Source organism: Enterobacter sp. 2VL (genome assembly GCF_005503595.1).
Classification (GTDB): Bacteria; Pseudomonadota; Gammaproteobacteria; order Enterobacterales; family Enterobacteriaceae; genus Enterobacter; species Enterobacter cancerogenus.
This window is the reverse complement of sequence record NZ_SCNE01000016.1, coordinates 25,044-37,758: the sequence shown is the minus strand read 5'-3', so window position 1 is coordinate 37,758 and position 12,715 is coordinate 25,044. Positions and strand designations below refer to the sequence as shown.

Below are 12,715 nucleotides of genomic sequence, written 5' to 3'. Positions count from 1 at the left end.
TTCTCACAGTGCTGTCATGTACCGTTGACTGCGTACTGTTGACCGTGGACCTACACCGGTTACGGGGCTATGTTGGCTGAACTTGTTGCGCCTGCGCTTGGTGTTTTCTGACCTCCTCTTTTTTTTTTTATTACAGGGACGCCCGACACGGATAGATGTGTATAAAGAGACAGATCTTGGAAAGGAAATAGAGAATTAATAAATGTATTGTGTGGGGTTTTTCCCTTTATCTATTTATTACTATTTCCTTTCCTGTTATCTCCATTTAAGGCCGAGGAGGTGAGGAAGGAGTAATGTAATCAGCAATAGAAATAATGGTTTTTGCAACTAATAATGCAGCTATTATACTAAGGGATAAATAACCAACTTTATTTTGCATAAAGTATGCAAATAAGTCATTGGGCAAAAATGATATTGAGTCGATACACATTGAAAGAGCAGCTAAGCTGCCACTGATACCAAATAGAATTTCGATTAATTTTTCTTGACTCTTGTAAAATCTTATAATTCCAAGTGAAGCTATGATAGGTGGAAGTAGTAGCAGTTCTTTGGGGATCGGTAGGTTTTTTGAGTCCTTTACTATAACAATTATAATTAATGTAGCCATAGTTAATATTATTATTACCAAACATAATATATCAATACTCTTCTTTGTTGGCTGATAATTCATTTAAACCTCATCGCTTATATGTATTAGTTAATAACTTCATTCTGAGATCAGTGGTGGTAATTGAAATATAATAGCAAATCAACATTTCAAGCAACAAAAATTAACTTTGACAGCGACGCTTTCATCGATGAACTACAACAGAAAAACTTTCTCATAAGTAAACTAAAATCTATCTTTTGAACGGATTATATATATTTATCAGAGAGTTAATGGCCAATAAGTATACTGTTGCAGCATTAGCTTGTGGGTTATGTTTAAGCTGTTTTTGGTAAGGAAGAGGCCATACTTTTCCTTCCATAAAGAAACCAATCCCTTATGCTAACCACATCAGATCATCAACTGTGCATTTTTCAACGGGTTGAAATCGACTTTAGGCTTCCCTGACATCAATGGTGTCAACGCTACTGACCCACGCTTCTTCGATTAAGTCAGTACAGAATCCTTTCGCATTGTGATTACAGAATGGATACATCTCATACTATGATCCACTAACAACTCTTTGAAATCCCTACGTTTTAACGTCATGCTAGCTTCTTAGCTGTTTGCCGGTTCAAGCGGCATATGAAAATCAGAAAACATTATTGATTATCATAGGATAAGCAGCATCATTTTTCGGAATCGCCATTCGGATGCTAACATCCTGTAACATATTAATTAAATGGTGTATCCTTATTTCCATAGGAAAAATCCGCTTTAAAGCGGTTGCTGATTGTGATTATTAGTTTTGTGAGGCAATGGCAATGTGCGAAAGGATGTTTAAAAAAGATGTTTATTCTGAATGGGTTATACGCAATAGCCTATATTGGATGACTTCTCTTACTCAATGGAAGCTTTGTGAAGATATATCCTCCTGGACAATCTCTTTTGAAAACGATAGTCCCGAATGCCTCTATGAATTCGAGAGGCTGCTGAATGATTACACTTTGCGTGAAAAACTACAGCATAAAACAGGGGCGTTGAGAGATTCTATTGTCCATAAAGTGCTTCGCAGTGTCGATGAAAGGCTTTCGTAATGGAATTGATGCCATTCAATTTTGACAGATTGCCTAATGGACAGGTGTTTATAAGCAATCTCGCTGGTTTTCATCACTTCATTGATGAGCAAGAGCTGCTTGATCTTTCTGATGAGCAAATCAATGCGGAACAATCAAACGCACTCGAAAGCAAGCTATTTATAACTAACGAAATCTCATCGGCTATAACTCCCTATGCTTTAAGTTCTGCTTTTGCAAAACGATTGATGAATGAACTGGCGGTCAGGCCAATTTTCATGATTGTGCCCACATTACGTTGCGACCATACCTGCAAGTATTGTCAGGTCAGTAGAGCTTCCGTGAACGCCTCTGGTTATGATCTAGATCCCGCTCTCATCCCTGATATCATTTCAACTATCAAAAAACTATCGACACCACCTTACAAGATAGAGATTCAGGGTGGAGAGCCACTCTTGCGGTTCGATTTAATTCAATCTATCTATGAGCAATGTGCTGAAACGCTGGGAAGCACCGATTTTGAGATGGTTGTAGCATCAAGCCTGTCTGTCTTGAATGAGGATATGCTTGAATGGACGAGAGACAGGAACATAACGTTCTCTGTTTCGCTTGATGGTGAGGAAGTTGTTCACAACAGTAATCGAATTCTTGGTCATGGGCTTGCTTACAGTAGAACAGTGTCAGGGGTAGAGGCTATCAAACGGTCTTTAGGCGCTGGTCGCGTTGCAACGGTTACTACAGTTACTAAAGATCTCATTAGGCATCCTGAATCGATTGTCCAGGCTCACTTGTCTCTTGGCCTCAAGGACATGTTTATCCGACCTGTTAGTCCCTATGGGTTTGCACAAAAAGCATCGTTCACATTTTCTATGGAGGAATACTTCAGTTTCTATGCCTCGTTGATAGATGAAATCCTTAAGAGGAATAATGAAGGGATAAGGGTTGTGGAACATTCGGCCTCCATTCATCTGAAAAGGATCTTCAATCCCGGCTTTAGTGGTTATGCGGATTTAAAGTCGCCAAGCGGGGTCGTGCTTAACAGTATTCTTTTCAATTATGACGGTCGAGTATATGGTAGCGATGAGAGCCGTATGTTGCAGAAGGTGAACCCTGAAACGGAGTTCAGTGCGGGTGAGGTTAAAACGCTATCATTTTCTAAGAGTCCTTACTATAACGCAGTGTTGAGTTCATCGTTCAATTTTGCTCTGCCGGGTTGTGATACATGTGCATATCAACCATTTTGCGGTGCAGATCCATGCCAGAACATAAGTGTACAGGGTGAGCCTGTTGGTGATAGGAGTCGTTCAACGTTTTGTCAGTATCACAAGGGGATGTTCAGGTATCTGATGAACTGCATCTCAGAAGGTGGTCCGAAGGCTGAGATGCTAAAAGGATGGGCATATGTCTGAGGTTATTAGGAACGATATCTTTCATTTTGCTTCAAAAAAGAATGTGCCCACGGGGTTCTATCGGTTATGCAAACAAAAACCAATGAACCCTTTATTCTTTTTGCCCAATTTACTGGTAGTTGCTGAAGGCAATAATGATGCCATTCAACCATGCTTTGATTTCTCTGTTATTAGCACTGAATTATATGAGTCAATTGAAGATGGAGATATTGGGATAATCAACAATGGCAATATGATACGCGTAATTCTGTCCCGCAGAGCCAATCATAATACTGTCTTAGTAACGGAACGCTGCAATAACTTGTGTCTGTTTTGTTCGCAGCCACCAAAGAAATCAAATGATGACTGGCTACTTACCCAATCAGCTCTTGCTATAGCTTCATTTGGTTTGGATGGAGTTGTTGGGGTCAGCGGTGGAGAACCTTTGCTGTATGGAGATGATTTCTTTCACTTCATTGATTTTATCATCGAGAATTCACCAGATACTGCTTTGCATGTTTTAACAAACGGACGCAAATTTGCTGATATCAACTTTACTCAGGAAATGGCAAAGCGAAGCAAAAAGATCAAAATCACCTTTGGTATCCCGCTCTACTCATCAAGACCACTTGTGCATGATCATCTGGTAGGGAGTGATGGCGCATTTAATGAAACGGTTAAGGGGTTAATCAATGCAGGAAACTCAGGGATTAATATCGAACTTAGAGTTATTCCGACACTGGCTAACTATACAGAATTGGATGATATTGTAGAGTTCGTTGGCCGAGTGTTCTCCAACATTAATCAGATTTCCCTTATGGGGCTGGAATCTATCGGTTGGGCACGAAAGAACTGGTCAACAATCTTCATTGAGCACAGCAGTTATAGTGAGAAAATAACCTCCGCCATAGACGCTGCACACAGGTCAGGCATACCTCTAACAATTTTTAATTATCCTTTGTGTCATCTTCCTGAAAGAGCTTGGGAGCTTGCTGCTCAGTCGATCTCTGATTGGAAAAATTACTATCCGAAAGAATGTGATGAATGCACTCAGAAGTCTTCCTGTGCTGGTTATTTCAGTTCCTCAACAGGCCGTTTTCATCAACCACCGAGACCAATTTTATGAAAAAATTTAATTTTGCTGCTCTACTTCCGGGATTTTTGGCACTTAATAATTCTGTATGGGCAAGTGATTCATCTACCGGAGCAAGTGATTTGCCAGGTATGACTCTTAATGAACATGATTTAGTGATAGCACCACTTAACACCGAAGTTCCATTCTACGTTGCAGGGCATCGCAGTCATAGCTCCCATCGGAGCCATAGTTCTCACCGATCTTCATCAGGCGGCGGGTACTATGGTGGCAGCACTCCTTATTATCCAAAAACATACAGCTCACCAAGCTCATCTGGGTCTTCAAGTTCCTCATCGTCCTCTTCCTCTGTGCGTTCGCTTCGTTCTAACGACAATAACAACTCTACTATTACGAATTCTGTTGGAACTACAGAAGCTAACCGTGCAAGTAATGGGCTGACTTCTGATACAGAGAAGCGTAAGCGTTTAATCATGCGGGTTCAATTCGCTTTGCTGGACAAAGGTTATTATAACGGGAATATTGATGGCATAATGGGGCCTTCCACAAGGCAGTCAATAAAAAATTATCGCATTGCGAACGGATTACCAATCCCCTCAAGAGAAACTCTGGATACGCAGCTATTGAATTCACTCAGTATTTTAGCTCGTTGAAAGAAAGTGATTCATGTTCAAACCAATAACATCATCAATTATATCTTGGAGATTATGATGGCTCTTATAAATAAATCAGATTTGAAATATACATATAGTTGGACTGCTATAGGTGATGACGATCCTAAAAAGACAGGTAAGCCTGACAGCACATTGCTCAGCAGGAACGAAGGATATGAAGTTCTTCCATTCATAAATAGGTTTGCAGAAAAGCATTCTTTTAAAAATAAACAATCAGCACTCAAAGCTGAGAAGATGATAAAAGAATATTTGCCTGGCGATGTCAGAAGCCACAAGAATGTAACTTCGTGGCTTGAGAATAACTGGAGTAAATATTGATACTCATCGATGAAATGGCTCATTAATGAGCCATTTTAAATTATTATATTTGTGTCTTGTAGGATAAAAGGAAGGTATCAATGGCACAGTTAGTAATTAGAAATGTAAGAAGCTATTCTAAAGAACGAAGCATTAACATCGATTTGAGCAAAAAAGTTAATCTCATATATGGTCAGAATGGAAGTGGAAAATCAACTATATCAGGGTATTTTTACAGCCCCTCTAATGTGGCATACAATGATTGCTCTTTTAGCAAAGAAGGTGATTATAATTATGTCGTTTATAATAATCAGTTTGTAGAGGACTCTTTTTATCATAAATCAGAACAACCGGGAGTATTTACATTAAGCCAAAGTAACAAAGAAGTGCTGGACGATATAAAACAGTCAGATAAAAAAATAGCAAGTTTGAAAAGTCGGCTCACTCGGTTGGATAGTGAAATAAAAGAAAAAGATGAAATGCTTATTAAGCTTGAGAATAGCTGTAAAGAAGCTGTATGGAAAAAGACAGCACATATCAGAACAACTGAACTTACTGAGTTGATGGCAAAAAGTTTAAGAAAAGATAGTCTGTATAGTAAAATATGCACACAAGATGAAAAAGATGAAGCAAGTACAGAAGATGTTTTGAATGAATATAAGAAGTTGAAAAATAATAAAACTTCTTCTTTTAATTCAATCAACCACCCATCAATGCCTATCTTGAATACACAAAAGGAAGAATTGCTCATAACACCATTAATCCCATCTTCTAATAGTTACCTTTCAAATGTTATTGAAGAATTAGGCAATGCAGATTGGGTCAAGTCGGGATTAGGATATGTTAATGATACAATGTGCCCATTTTGCCAGGGCGATACAATCAATAATGATTTTTTAAAAGCCATAACAGATGTCTTTGACGAAACGTATGAACTAAGATTAAAAGATCTTAAAGATATTTATAATGATTACTCAAATTCTTGTGATGAATACATAAGAGAATTAGAGCATTCTTTGTATGATTCGGGTTATGTTTCTGATGACGATAATATCTGGGGTATGATCAAACAGATCGGGCAATCTCTTGAACTAAATAAAAATGCTCTGAAAGAAAAGATAGAAAAGCCATCGGCAGCAATATCACTTATTGATTCATCAATAAATTACGATGAAGTAAACGAAAAAATCAAAGTTTTGAATGGTGAAATAAAGGAGATTAATGACAGATTAAATGCCTATGAAACGAGCATTTATAATATTACAAGTAAGCTCTGGAAGGTCTTGAGGAATTTATGCAGTGATGTAATTGATAATAATAACACCAATATGGAGGAGTTAAAATGTGAAAGGAATTCAATAATACAAAGGAAAGATATAATTGAAGGTGAAATACAACAGGAGAAAGTTAGGCTTTCAAACCTTAGGAAACAAGTTTCTAACATGGATGAAACGGTAGATAAAATAAATGCATCACTCAAAAATCTTGGCCTAAATAGTTTAGAGATTAAAAAATCACATGAAAGAAATTTCTTTCAAATTCACAGAGGGAACGACAATGTTGAAATTTATAAATCACTAAGTGAAGGGGAAAAAACAATAATAACCTTTTTGTATTTCTTAGAGTGTTGCGAAGGTCAACTTGAAGATGGGGAACTTAAAGATAAGTTAATTGTGATTGACGATCCTATATCGAGTTTATCTCATGACTATATTTATGAGATATCATCTTTAATACATTATCGAATTATTGAAGGAATAGCACCAGATGCTAAAATTGTAATACTTACGCATAACTTATTCTTTTTTCAAGAAATTTTAAAACTAGCTCCTCCTAAAATAAAAAATTTTGATAAGCAATATAATTTATTGAGAGTAGTGAAAAATGAATATAGTGATGTTATCGCTATGTCTAAAGGTGATATAAAAAACGAGTATGAATCCTATTGGATGGTATTAAAAAATGTGAAGGAGGGCATTGTAAATCCTGTTGTTCTTCCTAATGTAATGCGAAATATTCTTGAATACTATTTTTCATTTTCTTGTAAGCTGGATAGTCTTAAAAAAGCATTAGAAAAACTTGCAGAATCTGAGAGTGATATTACATATAAGTCTTTCTGTCGCTATATGCACAGAGGATCACATTCAGACTCTTCCAATATAAATAATTTAGGAAGAGGAACAACTGAAAAGTATTTCGAGATTTTTAAGAACGTCTTTGATAAAACGGATGATTTACCACATTATAATCGAATGTTTGGAGTTGAAATTGACAAAGAAAATGTAGAATAAGAACGGTTACCACTGAGGCACCATCAATCATTAACGGTTAGGTAGGGAACGGAGATGCTGACACACCGTTTCCCACCGTCCAAACCGAAAACGTTGATACTGGCATACCAGCACACATTTGTTATTCATGGTTTTTACTCAATCTTGTCTCAGTCAGCTACTGATAGCCTTTACACCCCATGTGCAAAGCAAGCATACTATGGGATCTGGCAGAAAGAGTGCCTCAGTGGCAGGTACATATTAAAGGGTTTTCTTGTAAAATCAATCAACATTTTTTTCTGATCGCTAATATTTATTTTAATTGAAAATATATTATAAAAAACCACTTAAAGGCTAAAAAAGTGATGTAGATCATGGTAAAAAATCATTAATTGCGCTATGTGTAGATGTTTTATAACTAACTGATAAATTAATTTGGAGAAAAGTATGTCCCTGAATTTTTTAGATTTAGATGATAAAACTAGACTACATATGGCATTAGAAATTCAGTATGATAAGGAACATAACAATTTTTATTATAGTAATTATTTAACAGAATATGGTAAATCTTTATGGCCCTCATTGTTAGAAGAAGCAGTTAAATATGATGATGCATGGTTGGAGAATGAGATCCGATCTAGAGGACTGCTTGCGCAATTTTATACAAAAAGGAAACCGAAAAGCACTGAGTTGATGCAGGCACGAGTGCCAATAACGGCGGCTCAAACCTTAGCTGAAGGAGAATTCAGCAGACTCTATGCAAGAGGATTATGTTCAGCCGTTATTTCAGAAGGTGGTAGCATTGTGGAAGTATATCGAGCCAGAGTGTCCACTAACCCTCGACCAGAATCGGTAGCTATCATTGGTAAGCAATTCTCGGCTCAGGCAGTTTTGAATGATCTGCGTTCAAATCCTGGTGTCGATAGTGCATTAGGTGTTCCTCCAGGTCCGAATTCAGGTATCTCTCTCAAAAGAGTTAAGTAAATATTAGATTAAGGGAGCGGTGTTTTTTACCATCCCTTTTTTAATGTTTGCATTGCCTAATTAATAAAAATAATGTTTTTTCTACTGGGTAAGCAATCTAGATTAGATTGGTTTTGCTTTTTAAAATAATTCAATACCATTAATCTAACAGGTTGAAATAACTCTCTATTAGCGTATTTTCAGAAGTTAACTGCTAACCAATATTGATGGGTTTTTATTTTTGTTATAACCTCTTAAGTTTCATGCTCTCAAGGGAAATAATAATAAAGTTGCGCTGCATATAAAAACCAAGGCTTATTAATAATTTTAAATTTCAAGCTTCGGGATTCTTCTCCTGAAAATGTTAAACATAAACCAAGTATACTACTAAAGCGGTAGTTCCTATTGTAGGAGCGATATCGCCTTAATCATGTGATTTGAGATTTATGTTGAAATTAAAAAATCAGCTATTCAAATCCCCAAGTTATAAATTCTCCTATAGTCATTGCTTCCAGTAAAGTTGCAATATTTCAGTTGTGGGGTTGTGTAATGCGTATTTATCTTGAAAAATCTTACATAACGATAATCCCAAATATAAAGTGGTCTGGAACTAAATTTTTCAAAAATTTTGAATAAGGTTTCCATTTTCTTTACCTTTAGGATTATATTAGCTATTCTGATACCTAGGCTACCAGAGCATTTAATCTTTGAGCTTGAACGTAATCACCCCACCATTGCATCAAACTCTGTCGCTCTATCAGATATTCTGCACGATTGTATGCTGCGATAATTTCATCTTTTTTAGAGTGGGCAAGTGCTGCCTCAAGAACTTCAGCTCTGAACTTACCAGACTCCTCTGCCGCTGTTCTTGCAATCGAACGCATACCGTGAGCTACAAGCTCCCCTCCAAACCCCATTCGGATAATAGCTGCGTTGGCTGTTTGTTCATGCATATGATTAAGAGGCGCTTTAATGCTGGGGAAAACCCATTCTCTATGCCCACTTATTGATTTCATTAATTCAAGGATGTGCAAAGCTTCTTTACTCAAAGGAACTTTGTGAGGCTTTTTCATTTTCATAAAATCAGCAGGAATGTTCCAAATGCTGTTGGTTGTATCAATATCAGACCACCTTGCGCGGACGGCTTCACCCGGACGAACCCATGTCAACAATTGCCATTCAATTAGCAAACGTGTTTCCAACCGGATTGACGCATTCGTCAAAGATTCCATAAACCTTGGCAATTCGCTTGGGGGAAGGGCAGGCATATTTTGCTTTTTTGGTTTACTGAATCTTTGACCAAGGTTGTCAGCCGGGTTGAACTCAATAAGTTCTTCAGTGGCTGCCCACCGGAAGATTTCATTCAGACGTGAAATGATGCGGCGTAGAGTTTCCAATACGCCTCGTTGCTCAATAGGATCAAGGTGTTGTTTTAAGAGCTTAGGTCGGATCTCATTGATAGGGACATTACCCAGACCTGGAAAGACATTTCTCTCTAAGCTGCGCCAGATGTCTGCTGCATGGTCTTGTGAGATACCTGAGGTCTTTACCTTCTCATCCAACCATTTCCTTGCCACGGCTTGGAGAGTGTGTTCAGTAGCATTCTTTAAGGCATTAGCTTTATCGTTGTTATGAACTTGGGGATCAATGCCATTAGCAAGCAAGGAAAGGTATTCATCTCGTAAGGCTCTGGCTCTTGCCAGTGTAAGGTGAGGATATGTCCCAAGGCTCATTTTGGTTCTTTTTTTACTGACTGGCACTGCATACCTGAAATACCAATTCTTCTTTCCTCCTTTCGAGAGGGGAGCGATTCGTAGTATCAAACCATCTCCGTCAAACAAGTTGATTTCTTTGTCGGCTGGCTTGGTGCTTTTGATTTCAGTGTCAGTGAGCTTCTTAGCGATTTTTGCCATTTTGGGACCCTCGGTTTTTGGACCCTTCTTAGTGGGTCCCATTCAGGGTGCCATAAGTGATAGTTCTCAGCAATTCTCACTGGACGACAATAGACGTAAAAAAGCCCGCAGAGCTTGTGCTGTGCGGGCTTAGTAGACTTCATTGTACTTCAAACAACTAAAAAGTGGTGGAGCTGGCGGGAGTTGAACCCGCGTCCGAAATTTCTACATCCTCGGTACTACATGCTTAGTTTGTCTTTACATTCGCACGCCAGCTGCGGACAGACACGCCACTAACGAACTAGCCTGATTAGTTTTAGCACTTCAACCCCAGGCAGGGCATCCGCGCGATCTCTTTTGGGTTTGACCTCTCTTGATCCCCGTCTTAAGAGCGGAAGCTAGGGAGAGAGGGCTCTTAGCAGGTTATTAAGCTGCTAAAGCGTAGTTTTCGTCGTTTGCGACTATTTTTTTGCGGCTTTTTACGAGGCAAACCGCCCCTCGGCATGCACCTTGGGTTTCGCAAATCCCGTCGAATCCAGAATCAGCCCCAATAGTGTTAGGCACAGTATACCAGACTTCTCGTTCAGGTTACCAGCCCGGAAAGCTAACTTATTGAATTGTACAATAAGCGCTCGAAATCAACGTCCTGCGTTTTTCATGATACGTGCTTTATCCAGCTGCCATTCGCGCTCTTTCAGATCAGTACGCTTGTCATGTTGTTTCTTACCTTTCGCGACGCCAATTTTCACTTTGCACCAGGCATTTTTCCAGTACATAGAGAGCGCCACCACGGTGAAGCCTTCACGGTTGATACGTCCGTACAGGGACTCCAGCTCGCGCTTGTTCAGCAGCAGCTTACGGGTACGCGTAGGGTCACATACGTAGTGTGAAGAGGCGACCGTCAGTGGCGTGAAGTTTGCGCCGAACAGGAAGGCCTCGCCGTCTTTCAGGATCACGTAGCTATCGCCAATGTTCGCTTTACCCGCGCGCAGCGATTTTACTTCCCAGCCCTGCAGCGCAAGGCCAGCTTCGAATTCTTCTTCGATGAAATACTCGTGGCGAGCACGCTTGTTCTGCGCAATGGTCGCCGAGCCTGGTTTATGTGCTTTTTTCTTCGTCATAAGTGTCGTAAAGCCGTCGGTAATCTGATTTCAAAAGTCACCTCATTGCGTCCCGTGAGGTCTAACGCGCTATATTAGCACGAGATAAGGCTTAGCGTTTTTTTAACAGGTGATAAATGCTATTATTTGTCCGTTGTGTGACCATGGAAAATGCTATGCCTCAGATTAGCCGTACTGCGCTTGTTCCTTACAGCGCGGAACAAATGTATCAGTTAGTGAACGACGTGAAGTCTTACCCGCAGTTTATCCCGGGGTGCACCGGCAGTCGGGTGCTGGAAGCCGGTCCTACCCAGATGACGGCGGCAGTGGATGTGTCCAAAGCGGGGATTAGCAAGACGTTCACCACGCGCAATACGTTGACCAATAATCAGAGTATTTTGATGCATCTGGTGGACGGTCCCTTTAAGTCCCTGATGGGGGGCTGGAAGTTTACGCCCCTGAGCGCGGATGCCTGTCGCATTGAGTTCCATCTGGACTTTGAATTTACCAATAAGCTGATCGAACTGGCGTTTGGCCGTATCTTCAAAGAGCTGGCCTCAAATATGGTTCAGGCGTTCACCACCCGCGCCAAAGAGGTTTACAGTGTCGCTTAAGGTTGCTGTGGAAGTGGTGTATGCGCTGCCAGAGAAGCAATATTTACAGCGCGTAACGCTGGAAGAGGGCGCGACGGTGGAAGACGCCATCCGTGCTTCGGGCTTGCTTGAACTTCGCAGTGATATCGATCTGGCGAAGAATAAGGTGGGTATTTATAGCCGTCCGGTGAAACTGGCTGATGTGCTGAAGGATGGCGATAGGGTTGAGATTTATCGCCCGCTCATTGCCGACCCGAAAGAACTGCGTCGTCAACGTGCGGAAAAATCCGGCAAGTAATTATCCCAACAGCCTTGTCCTCTCCCCAGGCGGGTGAGGTGATAAATACAAAAAAGGTGCTCATTGAGCACCTTTTTGCAATTCATTAGCCTGATTATTTGGTCAGGGCTGGCTTGTTGTCGATATTGGTCAACACACCGGCGCTGCTGAAGGTAAGCGTCAGGGTCTGCTGGGTCACGTTTTCGTGACCAGGCTGCTGACGGAACACATAGAACCAGGTGTTTGTACCGAATGGATCGGACATCATCGGGGTTCCCAGTGCATAAGCGACCTGCTGTTGTGTCATCCCTACACGGATTTTAGACACATCGTTAGGGGTAAGGTAGTTCCCCTGGTTGATGTCAGGACGGTAAACCACTTTCTCCAGAGTGGAACAGCCTGCGGTCAACATCAGAAGAACCGCAGCGGCAGCGGTCAGCGTTTTACAGCGCATAGTGATTTGATTCCTTTTCGGGCCCGAGCAGTACGCGGCTCATATGTAATAT

The 12,715-nt window shown here is 40.2% G+C and carries 13 protein-coding genes and 1 other RNA gene; 9 read left to right on the top strand and 5 right to left on the bottom strand.

Annotated features, from left to right (window positions below):
• Positions 1-265: 265 nt before the first annotated feature.
• Positions 266-670: a hypothetical protein gene (locus FFS28_RS21385; protein WP_137903896.1), complete on the bottom strand. Its 405-nt coding sequence runs from the start codon at positions 668-670 to the stop codon at positions 266-268.
• Positions 671-1,410: 740 nt separating this feature from the next.
• Between FFS28_RS21385 and hxsD the strand changes: the two genes are divergently transcribed.
• The 7 genes from hxsD to FFS28_RS21350 all read left to right on the top strand — a co-directional run bounded on the left by hxsD (position 1,411) and on the right by FFS28_RS21350 (position 8,368).
• Positions 1,411-1,683, top strand: coding sequence for a His-Xaa-Ser system protein HxsD (gene hxsD / locus FFS28_RS21380; protein ID WP_023302415.1), 273 nt, complete (start codon positions 1,411-1,413; stop codon positions 1,681-1,683).
• On the top strand, positions 1,683-3,071 hold the full coding sequence (hxsB, locus tag FFS28_RS21375) for a His-Xaa-Ser system radical SAM maturase HxsB (RefSeq protein WP_137903895.1): 1,389 nt from the start codon (positions 1,683-1,685) through the stop codon (positions 3,069-3,071). Before hxsD ends, hxsB begins: the two co-directional genes overlap by 1 nt.
• Positions 3,064-4,176, top strand: a complete 1,113-nt coding sequence (hxsC, locus tag FFS28_RS21370) for a His-Xaa-Ser system radical SAM maturase HxsC (protein WP_137903894.1) — start codon at positions 3,064-3,066, stop codon at positions 4,174-4,176. The genes hxsB and hxsC overlap by 8 nt, the downstream gene beginning before the upstream one ends.
• Positions 4,173-4,796, top strand: coding sequence for a His-Xaa-Ser repeat protein HxsA (hxsA, locus tag FFS28_RS21365; RefSeq protein ID WP_075205844.1), 624 nt, complete (start codon positions 4,173-4,175; stop codon positions 4,794-4,796). The genes hxsC and hxsA overlap by 4 nt, the downstream gene beginning before the upstream one ends.
• A 6-nt stretch (positions 4,797-4,802) precedes the next feature.
• Positions 4,803-5,135, top strand: coding sequence for a hypothetical protein (locus tag FFS28_RS21360; protein WP_227507614.1), 333 nt, complete (start codon positions 4,803-4,805; stop codon positions 5,133-5,135).
• Positions 5,136-5,215: 80 nt separating this feature from the next.
• Positions 5,216-7,405 carry an AAA family ATPase gene (locus FFS28_RS21355; RefSeq protein WP_137903893.1) on the top strand — a complete coding sequence of 730 codons (2,190 nt, stop codon included), beginning with the start codon at positions 5,216-5,218 and terminating at the stop codon, positions 7,403-7,405.
• A gap of 426 nt (positions 7,406-7,831) precedes the next feature.
• Positions 7,832-8,368, top strand: a complete 537-nt coding sequence (locus FFS28_RS21350) for a hypothetical protein (RefSeq protein WP_117046392.1) — start codon at positions 7,832-7,834, stop codon at positions 8,366-8,368.
• A gap of 662 nt (positions 8,369-9,030) precedes the next feature.
• Here FFS28_RS21350 and FFS28_RS21345 read toward each other — a convergent pair.
• The 3 genes from FFS28_RS21345 to smpB form a co-directional block, all read right to left on the bottom strand.
• The gene (locus FFS28_RS21345) at positions 9,031-10,260 is read right to left on the bottom strand and encodes an integrase domain-containing protein (RefSeq protein ID WP_137903892.1); all 1,230 of its coding nucleotides are present in this window, start codon (positions 10,258-10,260) and stop codon (positions 9,031-9,033) included.
• Between the two features lie 165 nt (positions 10,261-10,425).
• Positions 10,426-10,788: a transfer-messenger RNA gene (gene ssrA / locus FFS28_RS21340) on the bottom strand.
• Positions 10,789-10,877: 89 nt separating this feature from the next.
• Complete coding sequence (smpB, locus tag FFS28_RS21335; protein ID WP_006178063.1) at positions 10,878-11,360, bottom strand: SsrA-binding protein SmpB; 483 nt, start codon at positions 11,358-11,360, stop codon at positions 10,878-10,880.
• Between the two features lie 155 nt (positions 11,361-11,515).
• Between smpB and FFS28_RS21330 the strand changes: the two genes are divergently transcribed.
• Together FFS28_RS21330 and FFS28_RS21325 are read left to right on the top strand one after the other, a co-directional pair.
• Complete coding sequence (locus FFS28_RS21330; RefSeq protein WP_212743983.1) at positions 11,516-11,953, top strand: type II toxin-antitoxin system RatA family toxin; 438 nt, start codon at positions 11,516-11,518, stop codon at positions 11,951-11,953.
• Positions 11,943-12,230 (top strand): RnfH family protein, encoded by a 288-nt coding sequence (locus tag FFS28_RS21325; RefSeq protein ID WP_006178061.1) that lies wholly within the window; start codon positions 11,943-11,945, stop codon positions 12,228-12,230. The genes FFS28_RS21330 and FFS28_RS21325 overlap by 11 nt, the downstream gene beginning before the upstream one ends.
• 94 nt (positions 12,231-12,324) lie before the next feature.
• Here FFS28_RS21325 and bamE read toward each other — a convergent pair whose 3' ends face one another.
• Complete coding sequence (gene bamE, locus FFS28_RS21320; protein ID WP_006178060.1) at positions 12,325-12,663, bottom strand: outer membrane protein assembly factor BamE; 339 nt, start codon at positions 12,661-12,663, stop codon at positions 12,325-12,327.
• Positions 12,664-12,715: the final 52 nt, after the last annotated feature.

Coding starts and splice junctions, on each gene's coding strand:
- hxsA (WP_075205844.1), top strand. CDS start 4,173: ATGAAAAAATTTAATTTTGCTGCTCTACTTCCGGGATTTTTGGCACTT.
- FFS28_RS21330 (WP_212743983.1), top strand. CDS start 11,516: ATGCCTCAGATTAGCCGTACTGCGCTTGTTCCTTACAGCGCGGAACAA.
- FFS28_RS21385 (WP_137903896.1), bottom strand. CDS start 670: ATGAATTATCAGCCAACAAAGAAGAGTATTGATATATTATGTTTGGTA.
- FFS28_RS21355 (WP_137903893.1), top strand. CDS start 5,216: ATGGCACAGTTAGTAATTAGAAATGTAAGAAGCTATTCTAAAGAACGA.
- bamE (WP_006178060.1), bottom strand. CDS start 12,663: ATGCGCTGTAAAACGCTGACCGCTGCCGCTGCGGTTCTTCTGATGTTG.
- FFS28_RS21350 (WP_117046392.1), top strand. CDS start 7,832: ATGTCCCTGAATTTTTTAGATTTAGATGATAAAACTAGACTACATATG.
- smpB (WP_006178063.1), bottom strand. CDS start 11,360: ATGACGAAGAAAAAAGCACATAAACCAGGCTCGGCGACCATTGCGCAG.
- hxsB (WP_137903895.1), top strand. CDS start 1,683: ATGGAATTGATGCCATTCAATTTTGACAGATTGCCTAATGGACAGGTG.
- FFS28_RS21345 (WP_137903892.1), bottom strand. CDS start 10,260: ATGGCAAAAATCGCTAAGAAGCTCACTGACACTGAAATCAAAAGCACC.
- hxsD (WP_023302415.1), top strand. CDS start 1,411: ATGTGCGAAAGGATGTTTAAAAAAGATGTTTATTCTGAATGGGTTATA.
- hxsC (WP_137903894.1), top strand. CDS start 3,064: ATGTCTGAGGTTATTAGGAACGATATCTTTCATTTTGCTTCAAAAAAG.